General features: G+C 65.7%; 15 protein-coding genes and 1 pseudogene. All 16 read right to left on the bottom strand.

Translation table 11 applies throughout. From position 1 onward, the window contains the following. Positions 1-719: 719 nt before the first annotated feature. Positions 720-924: pseudogene (locus ACQY5A_RS15555) on the bottom strand (membrane dipeptidase); the annotation flags it as partial. 206 nt (positions 925-1,130) lie between these two features. Next, positions 1,131-1,490, bottom strand: a complete 360-nt coding sequence (locus ACQY5A_RS15550; RefSeq protein ID WP_428341217.1) for a hypothetical protein — start codon at positions 1,488-1,490, stop codon at positions 1,131-1,133. A 36-nt stretch (positions 1,491-1,526) separates the two neighbouring features. Continuing rightward, positions 1,527-1,712, bottom strand: coding sequence for a hypothetical protein (locus tag ACQY5A_RS15545; RefSeq protein ID WP_428341216.1), 186 nt, complete (start codon positions 1,710-1,712; stop codon positions 1,527-1,529). 73 nt (positions 1,713-1,785) lie between these two features. Next, the gene (locus tag ACQY5A_RS15540) at positions 1,786-2,931 is read right to left on the bottom strand and encodes a hypothetical protein (protein WP_428341215.1); all 1,146 of its coding nucleotides are present in this window, start codon (positions 2,929-2,931) and stop codon (positions 1,786-1,788) included. Positions 2,932-2,964: 33 nt separating this feature from the next. Further along, positions 2,965-5,169: a hypothetical protein gene (locus ACQY5A_RS15535; RefSeq protein ID WP_428341214.1), complete on the bottom strand. Its 2,205-nt coding sequence runs from the start codon at positions 5,167-5,169 to the stop codon at positions 2,965-2,967. Positions 5,170-5,182: 13 nt separating this feature from the next. Continuing rightward, positions 5,183-6,655, bottom strand: a complete 1,473-nt coding sequence (locus tag ACQY5A_RS15530) for a hypothetical protein (protein WP_428341213.1) — start codon at positions 6,653-6,655, stop codon at positions 5,183-5,185. After that, positions 6,645-7,172, bottom strand: coding sequence for a hypothetical protein (locus tag ACQY5A_RS15525; RefSeq protein ID WP_428341212.1), 528 nt, complete (start codon positions 7,170-7,172; stop codon positions 6,645-6,647). Before ACQY5A_RS15525 ends, ACQY5A_RS15530 begins: the two co-directional genes overlap by 11 nt. Positions 7,173-7,181: 9 nt before the next feature. Further along, on the bottom strand, positions 7,182-7,511 hold the full coding sequence (locus ACQY5A_RS15520; protein ID WP_428341211.1) for a hypothetical protein: 330 nt from the start codon (positions 7,509-7,511) through the stop codon (positions 7,182-7,184). A 1-nt stretch (position 7,512) separates the two neighbouring features. After that, entirely contained in the window at positions 7,513-9,675 is a 2,163-nt protein-coding gene (locus ACQY5A_RS15515) for a hypothetical protein (RefSeq protein ID WP_428341210.1), read from the bottom strand. Further along, positions 9,672-10,298, bottom strand: a complete 627-nt coding sequence (locus tag ACQY5A_RS15510; protein ID WP_428341209.1) for a hypothetical protein — start codon at positions 10,296-10,298, stop codon at positions 9,672-9,674. The genes ACQY5A_RS15515 and ACQY5A_RS15510 overlap by 4 nt, the downstream gene beginning before the upstream one ends. Positions 10,299-10,306: 8 nt before the next feature. Then, the gene (locus tag ACQY5A_RS15505) at positions 10,307-10,822 is read right to left on the bottom strand and encodes a hypothetical protein (protein WP_428341208.1); all 516 of its coding nucleotides are present in this window, start codon (positions 10,820-10,822) and stop codon (positions 10,307-10,309) included. 2 nt (positions 10,823-10,824) lie between these two features. Continuing rightward, the gene (locus ACQY5A_RS15500) at positions 10,825-12,627 is read right to left on the bottom strand and encodes a hypothetical protein (protein WP_428341207.1); all 1,803 of its coding nucleotides are present in this window, start codon (positions 12,625-12,627) and stop codon (positions 10,825-10,827) included. After that, the gene (locus tag ACQY5A_RS15495) at positions 12,627-15,491 is read right to left on the bottom strand and encodes a hypothetical protein (protein WP_428341206.1); all 2,865 of its coding nucleotides are present in this window, start codon (positions 15,489-15,491) and stop codon (positions 12,627-12,629) included. Before ACQY5A_RS15495 ends, ACQY5A_RS15500 begins: the two co-directional genes overlap by 1 nt. Next, a complete protein-coding gene (locus tag ACQY5A_RS15490) occupies positions 15,488-15,733 on the bottom strand; it encodes a hypothetical protein (protein WP_428341205.1) in 246 nt (81 codons plus the stop codon). Before ACQY5A_RS15490 ends, ACQY5A_RS15495 begins: the two co-directional genes overlap by 4 nt. A 17-nt stretch (positions 15,734-15,750) precedes the next feature. Next, the gene (locus ACQY5A_RS15485) at positions 15,751-16,224 is read right to left on the bottom strand and encodes a hypothetical protein (protein ID WP_428341204.1); all 474 of its coding nucleotides are present in this window, start codon (positions 16,222-16,224) and stop codon (positions 15,751-15,753) included. A 12-nt stretch (positions 16,225-16,236) separates the two neighbouring features. Beyond that, positions 16,237-17,403, bottom strand: a complete 1,167-nt coding sequence (locus ACQY5A_RS15480; protein ID WP_428341203.1) for a hypothetical protein — start codon at positions 17,401-17,403, stop codon at positions 16,237-16,239. Positions 17,404-17,454: the final 51 nt, after the last annotated feature.

The following is a 17,454-nucleotide window of genomic DNA, read 5'->3' as shown; positions in this document are numbered from 1 at the left end:
TGCCGTGCTCCCGCGACACAGTGACTGATCAAGGTCCGGCGTGGACGTTCGTTCGTCCATGTTCAGCACTCCTCTGGCGATGAGATGTGGCCCATCCGAGCATTGACCAGCTTCGGGGAATCGCTATGAGTAGTCGACTACGCGGTTTTCGCCCACCAGCGGTCTGCCGGGCCGGGCCGCGGTGGCGGCACCCGCGGAACGGTCGCGCAGCGACGCGTTGGAATGCCGAACAACTCGCAGCGCACAGCGCTGCGCGGGGCGCGCGTCGGCATTAGAAACCGGTGCCCGATCATCTCGGTGTTGACAACGCCTGGGCGACACAGCGATTGACGGGCCGCTGCGCTCTGGGCACAGCCGCGTCCACTCTGGCGCCAGCGCGGGCCAGTGCCGGCGCAGCGCCTGCGGCCAGACTGATCATCACACCCCAGTAGGAGCCGCCGAACCGCTCTCGCTCGGGTCGAACCCATGCCGCTTGATTTCAATGTCGTGAGCGCGCGAGCTCAACGAGACCGGGCGTTCAGCACATGTCGGGTCTCAAATTCCGTGTCCACTCGCGATGCACTGACGTGCACGGATGCGAGTTGTCTCACCTCGTGTCCACACCTTTTTGTCTCACTTCCGTGTCCACTTTTCCGAACCGGCTCTTTAGTTAGCTGTCGGCGGTCACGTAATTCCCCAGGGATAGCCGTCTCGTAATTCCCCAGGTTCGGGCGCTGCTAGCGGGTGTAGCTGTCGTCGAACATCTGGCGGTTGCGATTCAGTTCAGCGACGAAATCGGCATAGTCGAAGGAGAAGTCGCTGCTGATACCAACATGATCGACGCCGATTAGCTCGATGGCGTACTCGAGGTGCCGAGTCATCGCCTCTAGGGTAAATGTATTTGGGGCCCAGAAAGATCCCCACCCCGGTGATGCCGGTGACACCACAGGGTTAACAGTAAACTCTTACGTTGTGCGAGATGCTTTGTGCTGCAACAGTTTACGCGTTCCTAATTATACGGCATTCTCGGCCGGGCGGGGCTGCGGCCGCATCGGCACCCTGGGTCGGCCGGTCGCGCCGGGCAAGTTTCATTGCGACTGCCAACGATTCTCGAATCTGCTTGAGGTGCATTCTCCCAAATCTGGGGCATCCTACTGCGGATCAACAACAATCTGTGCGGCACTGATGCAGTCGAGAAGAGTCTGTTCGACGGCACGGTACTGTTGGATTGCCACGCCGAACAGATCGTTCTTACTCCTCGCGACTTCGAGGGCCGCCACGACTGTCGCCACGCTGGCAAGACACGCACCCGCTCCGAGGAGGCCGGTAACCGCACCCACCGCGCATGGCGCCATGGCCACCAAAGCGGCGCTCTTCGCGGCCTTCGCCGCATCGATGGCGTCGGTCTCGGCTCTCTTCATGTCGAAGTATTTGCTCACTGCGTTCTCATGTTCGACACTGCACTTTCCGGCGGGTGCATCAGGTGGGAAGTCTGAATCACCGTTAGACATAGGAACTCCTTGCAAACTCTCTCGTTCGATTCGACATCACGCGACGCCATCTCCCGATAATTTCTCCTGCCATCGCGAGAGGACTGCGAGCCAGCCGTCGATCTGATCCGACGATGTGGCGGCGAGCGCCACGTCGTCGGTATTGGCTATCTGATTCAGCACGCTGACGAGATCTGTTGTGTCGACTGGCGGGTCCTGGCCTCCATCATCTTGGTCTCCCATCGTCGACTCCTTTCGTATCCCGATTGTCAATGCGAAAATCATTGTTTTGCAATGGTTTACAGCGTATTCAGGCTCATCCGCTCGTGCCTACCACGCCAGCGATCATCTTCGCCGTGACCTGGAGCTGGGTCAACTGCGTTGCAGACAGGGTCACCCCGACGTTCGTCAAGGCAGCCGTGAGATCCTTCGTCTGCAGCTTGGCTATATCGCCGGCCGAGCCCACCCCCGCCGCGGTGATCGCGCTCTGCAGGTTCTCGGGAGCATCGGTGACGGCAGCCGCCAGCAAATGCAACGACTCACCGGATATCGGAGCTCCGGTGTTCGTCACACCGGTCAGCGAGCCGACTGCGTCTATCGAGCCGACGGTGCTGCGGATGTAGCCCTGCTCCGCCGTCACCACGTTGTCGACTAGCGCCGGTGTGTCTTTGAACATGGCGCTCGGCGGCAAGATCGCGAGCAGCTGGCCCACCGTTCGACCATCCTTGGTTGGGTTGCCGCCATACTTCGCCGTCAACTGAGCGACCGTCAGACCTTTGCCGACGTCCGCAGTGAAGTTCGGATCGCTCGCCGCGTAGTCGACAATTTTCGACCCGGTGCTGAGGTGCTGGGTGATCGTGTCTTTCAGGCCTACCGTATTCACGGCAGGCAGTACGAAAACACTGTTGTCGTGCTGCCACATCGTCACCTTGCCGCCGTCGAGGTCGCGGACGCCCAGAAACTGAGGCGCGTCAACAATGCCGTAGTGCCACGGTGTTTTCGGCAACACGCGGGTGCCGAGCCCGGCGAGGTCGGTATTGATGCGGTTGAGTTCCGCGGCGACGTCCTGCAGCGCCTCGACGAATGCCGAACGCAAATTGTCCAGATATGCAAAGACTGTCGCGGTGTCGGCATGTAGGTGGTTGAGATCATCGCCAATGGCGTTGAAGCGCCAGTTGAAACCTTTGTCGTCGGCGCTCTCGGAGGCCTGCACGACACTTTCGCCGTCGACCCAGTCCTGATGGCTGAACTCGCGAACGAACGACGGCTTGGAGCTATCTTCCGGCGGCGTCGGCAGAGGCGACGAGAAGTTGAAATGCCTCGGCGCCTGTCCGAGATTCACCGCGATGAGGTTGTTGACCAGCTTGGCTGCGTCGTACTTGTTCAATCCCTTGTTCAGGACCTCGTCCATGATCGGCGTGGGATCGATACCGATCGTGTCGATCCAATTGCTGTTGGCCACGATTCCTCCAGGTCTGGTGAGATTGCTTGCGGATCAACGAGTTCGGTAGCGGTGATAGGTGCGGGCTGCCGCCGGGCCGAGCGGAGTTGCCTTCTTGGTTCCGTCGACGTCGACGTGTCGCTGCCTTATCCCCCACGTATTCGCCTGCACCCCAACGGGCGTGACACGTTCGACGATGTTCATCAGATGCTCGTACTGACGCAGGTCCAGCAGGACGCCGTCGGGAAGAGTCGGGCGCCACTGATAGGGATCGTTGGCTCCAGTACGGACATAGGCTAGGCAAGTGACGAAACCGATGCCGGTGCCGGCCCCGACGACCTGGGTTGTGGCACCACGCCTCGTCGACAGCCGAGCGGGTGTGCCATCCAGCGACCGGCTCTGCCAACGGAAAGCCACCGTGTGCTGCGCCGCGAGATTGTTGCCCGCGAGGGGAAGATCGACGACACCCAGCACGAGCGCCAGAGTGCCGGCTGCCGTGATCACCGGGAGCAGGCTGCTGGCACCACTGCGCGCCGCCGCGGTGGCGATCGTCGCGAGTTTGTTCGGGTCGTCTGCAATCGCGGCGGTCTGGGCGGCGCCCAGATCGAAGGCCGCGTAGTCGCGGTTGGCGATCACAGCGAAGCGCCCCTTGACATCGGCGACTTCGGCGGCGGTAACCCGTGGCAGCCTGAGATTCGCGAGCGCGGTGTCAATGTTGGGGACCTTAGCGCTGGCCTGCATGAAGGCCAGCACGGGAGCGGGGTTGGTGGTGGCCAGTCCGGCCGCGTTCAGTGCCTTGACGACACCGGCCAGCGGGGCATCGAGAGTGCTGCCATCGCCGGTCTCCAACCGCGCGGCGAGCGTAATCGGCACGGCTGACTCGGGCGTCGGCGTCAAATCCACGACTAGGCCACCCACCGGTAGCGAGCTGACGTAGACGGTGCCGTCTTCGAGACGCTGGACGGTACGCAGCCCGCACGCCGTGAGCAGCCACGCCGCGACCGGGTCGTCCTTCGGCTCGCTCGCTGTCAGACCAAGCTCCGGGTGGTTCTTAGCCGCGCTGACTGCGGCGGCGAGGTCGGCATTCTGCGTCGGCCCCGCGAACTGGGCACCGAACCCCAGCTCGTATCGGCTGCCCCCGTCATCGCGCTGACCGCTGAGAATGCTGCTGTAGAGCCTGACACCGAGGGTTGTTTGCAGCTGGTCGAGGCGCTGCAAGGCGAAAGCCAGGGCTGGCGCTACCGGTTGTGTCGCGGGCAATTTTAAGGCCTTCAGCGACGCGCGGGCCCCTGCGACGCGTGCCGCGACCGCGGGCGGTTCCAAACGCGCGGCGTGTGCTGTGTCGCCCGCTGCGCTGCTCGCCGGCCAGATCAGGTGCGTGTTGCGGATCCCGTTTAGCAGCTTCTGACGCCCGTTGGCGATCCCCGGCGCCACCAGCCGGAAGGCGACGAACAGCGGATTCTGGGCTTCGTCGACGGTGATCCGATCTGTCAGTCCGACATCGGCCATCCATCCAGAACCGTGCTCGCTGACAGCACCGGGTCCGTTGACGTTGGCGTCGATCCAGACCGGGCTCGGCAGGCGCACACCGCGCGTCACCCTCAACCGGGACCGATAGTCGGCGTCGTCCTCACGATTGTTTGGCAACGCCGCGGTCGAAATGCGACCGCCGGCGGCATCCCAGGTGATCCGGTCGGTCAGGCGGGGAACCGACAGCTCCTCCCCAAGGCGGTCAAGCGCCGAATCGTGGGCATGCACCAGCACCCGGGCGGCCCGCAGCTCACGCGACTGTCGGCGCAGTCTTGCCTTCTCGGCGACCAGGACAGCGGTGAGACGGCCAAGCAGTCCTTGGGTGAGGTCGACCGATACCGCCGCAACGACCTCGTCGGGCCCTAGTGCCGTCGACACGCCCGCAAGGGTTCTAGTCACTGCGACTGTCCCTATGAATGCATCAGCGGCGCCCCGCGCGTCGGTCGCGGGGACGTGGGCGACCAGTTCACTGCCCTGCTCGGTCCACGGCGCGAACGTGCACACGGTGTCCGGGCCGTTCTTGACGCTCACGGTGACGACGAGCGATTCCTCTTGTAGGTCAGTGAGCACCCGCACGAGCACCAGCGGCCAGTGAGTGACGCCGCCGCTGTCGAAGTCCGTGCCGTTAATCCACGGCATCTGTTGCGGCTGAACAGCCCCGGAAAACGGCCCGATTAGCTCGTTGGACGCCGCGGCGAGGCTGGCCGCCCCGGGGCCTTTCTTCGTCACCATCGGTCCTCTGTCACCGGACCGTCAACAGGTCGGGCCGGTCGACCAGTACCGCGATCTGGTCGGCGGTCAAGTTCAGGTTCTGGTCCTGACCGAGCATCTGCGTGCTGGCGTCGAAATCCGTTGTGGGGCCGACGGTGTCGAGTTGACGCGGTCCGCGTACCAGCCGCTGGTTGACCACGTCGACGACTCCCGGTTCGGACATCAGCGCGTGCGACACCGCGGCGCAGCGAACCGGCTCGCCGAGTGTGAGGGTGTCGACGACGCCGTGCAGCCGTTCAATGAGGCGGTTCTTCACGGCAAGCGCGGCGGGACTGGCGTTGACCGCATCCGAGGTGCCGGTCGGTAGGGTGAGCCCGCTGGTGATCACGTCGGCTTTCACCGCGGTGAAGACTTGGTCGGCCTGCCGCACGTCGGGAAAGACGCCGACTGGCCGCACGTCCCGGATCGCCGATTGGATGCTGTCGAGTAGCCCGCCGGGCCCGTCCCAGATCGCCGCCTCGGTGGGTGCGACGAGGACGCTCACGTAGTACGGCGTCGCGAGGTCGCGCTCGGCGGCAAACAGGCGTTCGACGAAGTCGAAGTCGCCGAAGATCGATTGCGACAGGTCTAAGCCGCCCCAGCCGTCGCGCACGGCGACTTGGCGCACACCGGGTACCAGCGAGACGGTGAGACTGATCGCGTCCACGTTCCACAGCCCGCGCGGAGCGCGCAGCAGCAACGCACGGTACGCCGAATCGCTCCACTGTTGTTCACCACCGGAGAGCGCCGTCGTGTGCTTGATCTTGACCAGGCCGGCGCCCGTGGCTGATGCCAGCGCACCCAGGCCTGCCAGCGCGTCGGCCTCCCGCATCGCGGTCAGTTTGGCGTCGGCCGGTTCGAAGCGGTCGATACGCTGGGGAAAGTTGCCGGAGACGTCGCTGACTGTGGGTGTCAGGTTGCCCACCGGTCCCGGGTCGAAACTGACGATCGGCACGTCCAACGTCGTGAGCGAGGCGCTCAGCTCGACCGAGCTCGCCATCGCGACCCGGTGCCCGCCCGGTGTGAGGAGTCGCGAGCCGCGGGGCATCGCGATGTGGGCGACGCCGGCCGGTAGCGCGCCGTGCAGCGTCAGGTTGACTCTGCCGGTGGCGGCGAGGTTCGGGCGGGAGATACCCAGCTCTGCCCCCAGGTCCGACAGCGCTCGACCGGTTGCCGACGGAATGAACGAGTCGTCGAAGTGGGCGCCGAGGGCGGACCAAGTGCGCGCGTCCTCGAGAGCGGAAATCTCGAGGAGCTTGCGGATCACGCTGCCCGACGACAGGTCAAGATTCGCGTCGATCAGCTGTTGCGCGAGTGCGATCTTCTCGGCGAGCAGGCGCGCGAACGGCTTGGGCAGAAAGCCCGCCGCTGTCACGCCGAAATTCGCGCTGCCGGTGCTGCGGATGATGGCATCGTCGACCGCGCGGATGTCGGTCAGATCCAGGCTGGTGGCGCTATCGGTCATCGTCAGCCCCCGCAATTGTGGTTTCCACTGCTCCCCAGGCGGCGCCAGAGGCCACTCCGACGCCGCTGATCGACGCCGATTCCCCGGTGATGGCGTCAAAGCTGACCCGGACGGCAAGCGTGCGGCGGCCCGCGCCGGACGGGTCGCTCATCGGGTTGACGAGCTGCACATCGGTGATCTCACGCACCCTGGGATCCCCGGCCAGGAATTCGGCCACCGCGGCGCGCACACCCTCACGCGCCAGCACTGGCGATGTCTGCGTGGTGAGCGCTGATAGCCCGAGAAATCCGAATCGCTGATTGAAGACATCGCTGCCGCGCAGGGTGCTAAGACCGACGGCGAGGTCCTGGCAAAGATTGTCGAAACCGTCGACCATGGCTAAATCGGTTCCCGCTTCAGTCGTCGCGAGCGAGATATCGCGGCCGATGTCGCGCGGGGAGATCAGGTCGGCGCGAAGGCCGACGCCGAGCGGGCGGCGTCGTCGGATCGCCACGTCGGCCGGTTCGGGTGTGGTCATCTCGGCCTCCTATTTCGCCGTCAGCTTCGCCTGGCCGGCGCTCAGGCTCACGACACTCTGGGGGTTCTGGGTGGTGGCTTTCAAGTCATCGAGCAACACGGCGCGCGCACCTACGGTCAGCTTGTGCGCGGAACCGCCCGATGAAGCGATCGTCGCAATGCACGGCGCTTTAGCGCCGTTCACGGTAAACGTGCATCCGGTGTAGGTGGTGAAGGTACTCAGGTCGGCGGCGACTACGACCTGCACCCCGCCGACGGTCAGCTTTGCCTCGCTGGTCATCTCAGCCTGACCTTGATGCGGACATTTCAGCGCCCCACCGGTTACGACGACACCGGCCATGTCAGCTCACATCCATGGTGCCGCTGACGCTGACTTTGACGTCTTTAGCATTCAAGGTGATGTCCCCATTCCCGCCGGTGTCGAAGGTGATCGACGTCCCTTTGATCGTGATCGCGCCGGTGGCGGCCAGCAGGATCTGGGCGGCGCTGTTGCTGGCGCTCGAATTGATCGTGATCGCGCCGTCGGCGGCCAGCAGGATCTGAGCGACATTGCCCTCGTGGGCGCTCGACTTGGTCTCGATCAGGACGCCGCCGGCCGGGGCGTCGCCGGGAAGTGGTCGCTGGCTGGCGGTGGTGGGCTGATCGTTGACTCGGATGACGAATTGCTTCGTTTCGACGATGCGGACCCCGTCACCGTCGGTGAGGTCGTGCGTGGCGGGCCCGTCATTGGCTTGTCCGTCGCCCTTGTCGATGTCCTCGCGGTCACTCAGGCCAATCGGCAGGACCAGCCAATAGTCGCCGGCGCTGGACTTGGGTCCGTCGCCGCGCGACCAGAGCGCCCCGACGTCGACATAGTCGTTGGTCCCCCCGGGGCCCGGCACCAGCAGAACCCGCGTGCCCGGGTAGCGCGGCAAGGCGAGGCCGTAGCACCCCCATGCGAACGGGGTGAGGTATGGCACTTCCTGCGACTCACCGTGTGTCTTGTTGGTGATGGCTATCCGCTGGGCGAGAGCCGGGTTGCCGTCGGGCGCTACGGTGGAATACCACACGGAGCTGGTGTGGTGCGGCGGAGCGGCGCTGCTCCCGTCGCTGCCCGGATGGGTGCGGATCTGGGCGACCTTGGCCGCCGTCTGGGCCGCCCGGCTCACTGCCACGTCGCGTACCGCCGCAGCGGTCGCGTCGGCCGAGTCGGCCGGCACCGTGCCACGATCCTTCTTTGCCTTGGCATCCTCGGGGTGTTCCTCGACCGGCGCATCCAGGCCCTGGTCATCGTTGTTGTCGAGAACTAGTGCAGTGACGGTGGTGGCAAAACCGGCGCGCCGCGAGATGGTGTGTTTGACCCCGGTCACGAGCATGGGCGCGGGCTCCGGGTCGTCGCCGGCCACCATCGATGCCCCCGGCACGAAACCGGTCAGCGATGTCACCAGGGCACTGCCGAGGCCACTGCCGATCGTCGGGAAATCTTCCGGCGGGAGGGGTGCTTTGAGTTTTTCTCCGGGCTTGATGTCGGGGCGCCCTAATGCCACCAGCGTGACCGTCGGGCGGACTTTGCGGCTGTTGGTCGACGTTCCCGAACCACCGCTCTGGGCGTCCTTCGGGGCGCCCGCTCTCGGGTCGGGTTCTTTGTCGTTGGCCCGCTGCGCGGACAGCAGGCCGGTGCTGATGTCCAGCGACCGATCCGGCAGCTTGGGCTGAACCCACATACCGACGTGGAGCACACCATCGCGCAGCAGCGCAGGATGTAGACCGTAGATCTTGAGGCCTCGGGCGAGCTGGTCGAGGATTCCGTTATTGGATTCGGTCAGCGCGTTGCGCGCCGTCCCCTGATTGGTGTGCGCCCAGGTCGGAACCTCCGAGCCCGGAGATGCCGCCGGGTTGCCCGATTGGTCCAGCAAATGCGGGGTGATCGTGATTCCGGCGGCGTCCGCGACAGCACGAATAGCATCGCTCATCGTTGCGTAGCAGGCGCCCTGCACCCGTGCTTCACCAAGCCGGGCCCAAACCCGTTCGGTCATAGTAAACACCGTCTCGTAGCGGCGCGGGCCCGCCCGCCGGCTCATCCGGTCAACGCGGAGCACCGCCACCAGACTGTGGTTGGGCGGTTTGGAAGACGTCATCCCGAGCGGGTCGGTCAGGCCGGTGAACGCAGCCAAGTCACCGAGCACACCGGCCGCATCCTTCCACCACAAGTGCAGCGTGACGGCCAGGCTGCGGTCGGTGACGCCGCGCAGTTTGGCGAAGTCGTCGTCCAGCAGGCCCTCGACCACTACCTCATAGATGCCTCCGGACAGATTGGACGGCAGAGTGGCGTCGATGGTGCCGTCATAGGTGTCTGAGGTGACAATCAGGAGAGGTTCGCCGGTCAGGCCACCGGCGTCGTCCCGATAGAATTGCAGACCCCACGACGCGACGGTCCCCGGAGTGACGTCTGGGCCCGCATCTCCCGAACCGCCATCGGTCAGCGCCGACGCGGCCGATGCCATCGAGCTAAGGTCCGGGCTCACGACACCCACCCCCGGTCGGACGCGAGTAAGAAATGGGTCCGCGGGAACAGGCGAGGTAGCGACCACCAGCGCGGCGGTCGGTATTGCCACACCGCGCGTACCGGGATAGCCGGGTCGCCGGCCGCTGAAACAGGGCCGCGGTCGGGCGCCTGGCGGAGATCGCGCCACCCGAAGGTCACTGCGCTCCCGTATTGCCCCGGACTGCGTAGCGACCCGTTGGTGATGGTGAGCGCTGATACGGTCATCTCGACCGTGGCTTTATCCCCGACGCCGAGCACGATCGGCTGCCCCGCCACCACCGGCGCCGAGTCGCCCAGGGCGCTGCCCGAGACAAGGGTGACGCGGGCGATCACGTCATCGGAGTCACGGAACGCCTGCGGGTCAGGCTCGGCAACGCCCCCGCCGAGCGCGACCGGCACCTGGGCGGGGTCGTCGGCGATGGTGCTTTTGATCTGTCCGACGCCGACCGAGAACAGCAGACTGAGGTCGCCGGCCAGCGTCATCCGTGCCGGGATGCCGGCGTCTAGCGCGCTGCGCCCGATCGTCACCGTCGGATCGAGTGCCGCGATCGGCGGATCGACCACCGCGGCGGGACGGCTGAGTACAGCGGGAAGTCCGTTCACCACGCCCCCTACACCGGCAGAAGATCGGTCAGCGCACCCATGCCCAGCGACGCGATGTCGAGCAGCTTGGCCAGACTTCCGGGGCGCGGCAGATGAGCCAATCGCATCGTGACGTCGAGGACGTCACGCCGGGTGGCCGAGATGCTGAACGACAGGCTCTGCACCGCGAGGTCGGTGCGGATTGTCGCGGCCGTCACCAGGATCAGCCCGCCGACAGCACCGTTCGTCAGCGACGACAATGCGGTGCCACGCCGCGAGGCCAGGGCCAAATTCTCCAGGGCCAGTTTCCACGCAAAGCGATCGAACCCGAGCAGCGCCGCGGTGAGCGACAACGTGTCGTCGTGGCTCGCAACCGCCGCCTTGACACTGGTGCCGCCAATCTGCGGCAGCGCATAGGTCTCCTCGATGTGCATCTGGGTGACTAACCACAGCGGGATGATCACCACGCCGTCAGTGAGGATTGCGCTCGGTGTGTGCAGGTAGGGCAGGTAACCGCTGGTGAGCGGGGTCAATGAATCAGCCATCGCTACTCTCCGTGCTTCAACGGGCGCTCGGGCAGAGCGGTGGCGCCATCGAGGTTGGCCAAGTCGATTCCAAGCGCCGTCAACGCCGACGACAGCTCCGAGAGTTGACCGCCGGCATTGGTGACCACCCGTCGTACGCCGTTCTCGTCGCAGATTCTCGTAAATTCGGCCTGGACGTCGGGATCAGCGGTGTCCTTGCCGTCGACGGCCGCACGGATCGCCTCCGCTGCCCGCTGGGCGTTGTCGAGTGCGGCGGACACGTTGTCGGGCATCGCGAATGGGCTCTGGCTCAGCTCGCCGAATTCGGCGAGGTCGGCGGCCATGTTGTGCTCGATGTTCTCGACCAGACTCGACACGCGGCCTAGCGAGTTGTCGCTGAGCGCCTTGTTGTCGCAGAACCAGATTTCCCCGCTGCGCTTGGAGACCACCACGAAGTCGGTGCCCGGGACGGTGACGTTGTAATCGGGGCCCTTGAGCACCCAAAAATCGGGTCCCAGCTGGAACGCGGCGCTGAACTCGCCGACCATTCCGCGAACATGGGTACGCATGCGCGCTTGGATGTAACGGCGCAGGGTCGTCGGCCTGCCGTGCGTGTTCTCGGCGTACCGCAACCAGTCGTAGGCGAGATCGAGGAACTGTTCGTGGGACGGTGAGGCGTAGCGCCGCAACGACACCATCGCGCGTGCCATCTCTTGCGCGATCCGGCCGCCTCGCGGCAATCCCAATGCGTCGGCGCCTCGGTCCAGGATGTCGCGGCGCATGGCCGCGGATTCGGTCAGCGGGTCGTCACTGGTGGACGGTGCATCGACCCAGGACGGCTCACCTCCGCGGAATGCTTGGTTGAGCTCGCGCAACCCGGTCTCGAGTTGGGCACGTTCGGCTTCGCCGATGCCGTTGCGGCGGCAGAACTCCGCCATCTCGGTGGGCCGGACGGGGTCGAGCGGGCCGGCATTCGGGTCGCCGAAACCACTATGCGACGTGACGGCCGCGCGGACGAAATCGGGATCTGCCGCCGCAGCGTTGGCGATCGCGGCGCGTTGAGAGTTCGGGAGCTGGTCCAATCGTTTGGCCGCGGCGCCACGAAAGCCGGAGTCGCCGACCCCGGGGTGGCCGCCGAGCGCGAACTCGAGCCCGGGGTCGCGAACTGCGGCGACGCCGGCCGAGACGGCATGGAGCGTCGCCTGGTCGACGCCGTCGGCGCGCAGGGCGTCGATGAGCGTCGACAGTGCCGAGGAGTCACCGGCCAATGCGCGTGCCGTGAGATCTGGACACGCGCGGCGTGCCGCCAGCACCGGGTCGCGCTGACCTGCGGGTAGCGTCCAGACTCGACGATCGACCACCGGACGCGTGCCCCAAGTGGGCACACCCTGTCTGGTGACGGACTCGGGAGCGGACCTCATCTCGGCCGCGAATTGCTCGACACCACCGGGCTGCTCGGTCCGCCTGTTGGCCCAGAGCTGAGGGTCGCTGATCTCGACGAGCAGGTCGTGCAGTTCGCGGAACACCGATGCCAGGTAGCCGGTGTCGGGATCGCGGTCTAGGCCGTCGAGGACTCTCTCGTAGAAGTCGTGGACGTGGTCGCGTAGGACTTCGAGGTGGCGGACAGCGTCCCCCAACTCCGCGACATAGTAGGCACCGATCTTGTCGAGCGCTTCCAGGATCGCCTCACCGAGATGCTGCTTGAGCATCTTCTCGGGGATGTTGGTTTTTTTCCCGATATCCTCGATCGCCGCTGCCAGAGCGGCATTTTCGCCGACGACGTCGACGACGACCTCGGCCCTCGGAAGTATCTCGCGCACGGTCATCAGCGCATCCTCACGGCCTTGCCCAATGCGTCGCCAACGAGTTGCGGGATGTCGTCGATCCCGACCCTTCCGGTCGTGTTGACCTGCCGCTCGACCGCGTCGGTAAAGCGCTTGATCGCCGCGCTGACGGCGAGATTGAGGACGTACGCCTGCAGGCATTCCGCGACGAACTTCTGCGCTACCCCCTCGGCGGCCGCCTCGACGACGCGGGTCGCAAGCTGGCTGGCGAAGCGCCGGCCCACGTCGGAGGCGGCCGCGCGCAACTCACCCTTGACCGCGGCTCGACCCGCGCCAATCGCGCCGCGGGTGATCTGACCCACCTCCGGGATGAAGGCCAGCGCGGCGCCGATCGCGGCGGCCCAGAGCTCGGCCTCTGCCTCGGCCGTGCTGATGATCGCGTCGCCGCCGAGGAGGACCTGCTGGATCTCGACATGCTCTTCGGCTACGGCGACCGCGTGAACGGCCTCGACCGCGCCGATCGCGAGCGCCAACTCGGGACAGAACATGGCGATGGCAACCAGGCCCACCAGGTTGAAGAATTGGCTGAATTTCTCCGCGCCGATCTCGATGCTCGCGAGGTTTCCGACACCGGCGATGTAGGTGTGCACTAGCGATCCGGGAAACAGCGGTTTGAGGAACTCGTCGGCCAGTTTGTGGATACCGGAGAGCCTGGTGCCGTACTCGGACTCGCCGAAGTCGACTTCAGCAAACTTGGCCAAACCGAACGCAATATCCGGATCCGCCCGCGCCTCAAGGGTTTTCGCGAGGTTCTTATCCAGCAATTCTTCGATGAGCCGGCGGAACTCGGCGTCGACATCGGCCGCACCGGCGGTGCGCAACCGCGTGACCACGTCATCCAAGTGGGAGAGCTTCTCCAGCAGCGGGTCCGCGCCGAGGGCCTGCTCGCGATTCGCGCTCAATGCCGTATCGAGATCGGAGCGCGACCACCACCGACCTGTCGAGTCTTGCACCTGCACGGTGCCGTCATCACCACTGCGGGTGGGCGTGACGCCGGGATCGGGGGCCGCACTCGCGTCGACCGCGCCGAAGGCTGCGAGCACGGCGTTTGTCGAGTTACTCCACGCCTCGATGGGTGTCGACGCTGCTTCCGTCGGCGACGCGATCGGCAGCGCAACCGTCGCGAGGGCCAGAACCTGTCCGCGCTCTCGCTCCACAAGTACGTCGCGTAGTGCCGCGAGCTCGGGCAGGTCCACGAGCATCGACAGGATCAAGGAGCGCGTGACCGTTATGTACGCGGGGAAGTTCGTCTGGCGGCGCTGCAATTCGTATCGGCTTTTCTCCAAATTCGCCAGGAGGATGTCTTGGCAGGAGCCGATGAACAGCGACCCGATCGCGGCGTACAGCATGTCGATGTACTGCTCCCGGAAGTGGAGCAGCCAGGACCCCGAGTTACCGCGTAGCCGCGCCGGCAAGTGCGCCGAGCCACTGATCAGATCGGCGTACAGGTTCGCCAACTTCTCTAGCGGCTCGATCGCGCCGGCAAGGTGTGCCAGCTCCAGGCTGCGCTGGGTGGCCGTAGACCGACCGTCGTCGACGATGGCACCGTAGGACACGGCGAGTTTGTTGATCCGATTGCAGGCGGCCAGCGCGAACATCGCCGGATAGTCGCCCGGGGGCATATCGAGCCGGCCCGCAATATCGGCGATCAGGTCGGCGAATGTCAGAGAGATGTCCGGCGTCCAGAACTCCACCGGCGGCTCGGCGAGGAATGGCTTGGTCGGATCGGGCTCGAAAAACAAACCGAGCTCCTCGAGCGGCAGGTCGGCCGTGGGCTCGCGCCTGTCGCGCTCAGCGACCGAGTCGAACTCGCTGAAGATGCATACCGGCAGATCCCCGGCAGGTAGTGCGGTGAGCCCGGAATTCGCCAACGACAACTCGACGGTCTTGAGCTGCCGGGCTCCGCTCATCAGCGCGTAGTAGCGGACGGGTAGCGGCGGCAACGGGAGGCCTGCAGCAAGCTTTTTCGCCTGCGATTCAAGTTTCAGCGGACCCACGGCCCGGCCGCCCGTCTGCCGTTCCAAGTAGAGCCTGAGCATGTCGACATGCTTGGCCTTCACCTGTTCGTCAGTGGTGGCGTCGCTGACGAACGCGAGTCGGTCTCCCCTGGATACGTTGAGGTCGCCGGTCAAAACTGGGTCCGTGCCGCTTTGTGGTTCAAAGAATGTCCAGGTTCCCAGCGAGATGGGCTCGATCAGGCGCCCGGCCTCCGGGTCCAGCTGCCAGAGCCATCCCACGGGATGAGCAGCGTACGTGAACACCGTGACGAAGCGCTCTGGTGGGTCGCCGTCGTAGCGCGCGTAGATGGCCTCGACAAGCTCCGGGCGCGAGTGGAAGGTGCGCAACTGCGGGCGCTGCCGCAGCGATTCGGTCGGCACGCTGCCGCCGCCGCGGACCGGCAGCGTGACCGACGCCCCGGCATCGCGGTAGCTGGGAATCAGATAACCCTCGGCGGTTGGATCCTGCTCGTCGTAAACCCAGCGCTCGTTGTCGTACCGCTCACGTGCCGACTCGTTCGGCCCGACCGGAGGAGTACCGATCCGGCGCGAGTCGTTGGCGCGATCCAGGAGCACGCCGGCCTGGCGCCGTGCCAGCGCAGCCATGCCTAGCCGCAACGTGTGCTCAGCGTCGGTGGGCAACCTCGCGCCTCGCATGGTCACGTCGACGCGCGGGCCGGTGACCGCATCGGCGCGCGCCTGGCGGACCACCTGCAACGCCGCGGCGCGGGCGACCGAACGCGTCACCGCGGCGTCCGCCGCGGCAAGCGCCGAGGCGATCAGTCCGTCGCACGGCTCACCCTCGATTACGTTGAGCCGCAACCGGATCGGCACCCGAACCACCGTCATCCGAGTCCGTCCAGGGCATGGAGCAACCGCTTGAGGGTGTGGTCGGCGTGCTGCTCCGGATCACACGGGTCGACAATGCGAACCTCGACCTCCACCGGGAATTCCAGGACCAGAGTGCCGTCGCCGTCGAGCACCGATGTCAGCGCTTCACTGCCTTCTGCAGGCACGATCAGTTCGCCCTGATGCAGCAACGCCAACCCTGTGCGCTCGACCCGGACCGGGTCCACCTCGGTATTTGACATGACGTCGCCGACGCGACCTAATGCCCAGTGGTGGGCGAGGAGCCGACGACGTTGGGCGGTGCGGCCGCGGTGACGCTGGCGTTGTCGGTCGCGGCCGCCTGCAGGGAGAACCCGGAGAACTGCGCCGACGGGACGCCACTGATCGCCGCCGGCGTGGGACTCGCGCTGGTGATGACGCAGTTGTCCAGGACGATCCGCTGAAACGCCCAGTCGTCGCCGGTCCCCTCCTGAAGCAGAATTTTGAAGCGCTGACCGGTCAGCGCCATCTGGGTGAGGGTGGCCACCGCGGCGGAGTTCGCCGGGGCGGTAAGCGAGAACGTGATCGAGTACGGCGAGTAGATCACCCCGACGTGGGTGCGTTCGATGCTGTGCTGCGCCTCGGCTGTGGTGGCGAAGGTCGGGGTGAACGACGTGATCGGGGTTACGTCGAAGTCCCTATCGTTGCTGTCCGTGTAGTGCACGAGCAGCCGGGTGTTCCATTCGGTGGTCACGTGTGCTCCTGATCAGGCGTTGGTGATCGCTAGGGAAATGTCGAGCTGGTGGATCTGCGGGCCGAGCACGATCGCAACGAACATGCTGACGTGGCGTGTGCCCCGCGCGGTCGTCACCTGATCGTCATCGGCAGGCGTCCTGGCACTTTCGGGAATTGAGAGGACGTCGAGCAGCGGAATCTGGACGGAGAAGTCGTCGATCTCGGCGGCCCGCTGCAACGTGCCGAGGATCCCTTCGGTGCGCACCAGCACCTGCATGAGACCGGCCTTGGTGATCCTGCTGTCGCCGATACTGCCGATCAGCCCGGACCGCAGCTTGAACTCGACGTCGTCGCACACTCGTACGACGTCGATGTAGTTGCGGTTCGGGTCCGACGACCAGGAGCCACCGTCGGCGAAGTACAGGCCGGTCCCCGGGATCAGCGCTGGGTCGATCAGTGGGATGACCCCCTGCTCGGCGAGGCCGGTGATCTCGGCGGGTGCGTACTGGCTCGTCACCGGCACGGTGAAGCCGCGGACCTGTTTGAGGACTGGGCTGACGGCGGGCGGGTAGCCCGCAATGGCTCCCATCGCCGCCGCGGCGGCATCGGCTGTGGCGCCGCGGGCCGCAACGAGGATGAAGCGGCCGTCGCTACTCTTCAGCGCCGCGTAGGCGCTCAGGACGTCTTCTTTATACGTGGCCGACTTGGCGGTGGCCGGGTTGACCATCGCCACGGCCATCTGCTTGTTGCCCGCAGCTGACATGTTCTCGACATGCGCGGCCAACGCCGTCAGGTTTGTCGGCGGGTTAGCTCCAGCGGCCGCGGCGCCGATGTCGGTTTCGTTTGCCAGGCACACGAACGTGACGTCGTCGGCGGCTTCCAGACCGGTTAATGCCGACGCATAGTCCTTACCCGCATCGGTTCTGACGCCGTAAATCTTCGACGGCGGCGGTTCTTGCTGCAGGACGAGGTCGAGGCTGTTGGTCAGCGCGTTGGGGGTCTTGCCCTTCGCAAAAGTTGCCATGACCGAGTCGTGGCCGGTGACCACGGCGGGTGTGTTCGCTGCGGTGGCGGCAGCGTCGTCCGCGAGACCGACGATCGCGACGACGCTCGGCGAGCGCTGAGCCGGGACGCGCAGCCCGCTGAGGTCGATCGTCACCGCGACGAACGGGTATGCCGGCTGCAATAGGGTTGCCATGGATCCTCCAGTTGGTTGGGTGTCGGCCGAGTGGTCGGGACTGCGCGGAGT

Source organism: Mycobacterium sp., assembly GCF_965277065.1.
Classification (GTDB): Bacteria; Actinomycetota; Actinomycetes; order Mycobacteriales; family Mycobacteriaceae; genus Mycobacterium.
This window is presented reverse-complemented; position numbering and strand designations above follow the sequence as displayed.

Coding starts and splice junctions, on each gene's coding strand:
- ACQY5A_RS15520 (WP_428341211.1), bottom strand. CDS start 7,511: ATGGCCGGTGTCGTCGTAACCGGTGGGGCGCTGAAATGTCCGCATCAA.
- ACQY5A_RS15505 (WP_428341208.1), bottom strand. CDS start 10,822: ATGGCTGATTCATTGACCCCGCTCACCAGCGGTTACCTGCCCTACCTG.
- ACQY5A_RS15490 (WP_428341205.1), bottom strand. CDS start 15,733: ATGTCAAATACCGAGGTGGACCCGGTCCGGGTCGAGCGCACAGGGTTG.
- ACQY5A_RS15480 (WP_428341203.1), bottom strand. CDS start 17,403: ATGGCAACCCTATTGCAGCCGGCATACCCGTTCGTCGCGGTGACGATC.
- ACQY5A_RS15545 (WP_428341216.1), bottom strand. CDS start 1,712: ATGGGAGACCAAGATGATGGAGGCCAGGACCCGCCAGTCGACACAACA.
- ACQY5A_RS15550 (WP_428341217.1), bottom strand. CDS start 1,490: ATGTCTAACGGTGATTCAGACTTCCCACCTGATGCACCCGCCGGAAAG.
- ACQY5A_RS15530 (WP_428341213.1), bottom strand. CDS start 6,655: ATGACCGATAGCGCCACCAGCCTGGATCTGACCGACATCCGCGCGGTC.
- ACQY5A_RS15495 (WP_428341206.1), bottom strand. CDS start 15,491: ATGACGGTGGTTCGGGTGCCGATCCGGTTGCGGCTCAACGTAATCGAG.
- ACQY5A_RS15500 (WP_428341207.1), bottom strand. CDS start 12,627: ATGACCGTGCGCGAGATACTTCCGAGGGCCGAGGTCGTCGTCGACGTC.
- ACQY5A_RS15525 (WP_428341212.1), bottom strand. CDS start 7,172: ATGACCACACCCGAACCGGCCGACGTGGCGATCCGACGACGCCGCCCG.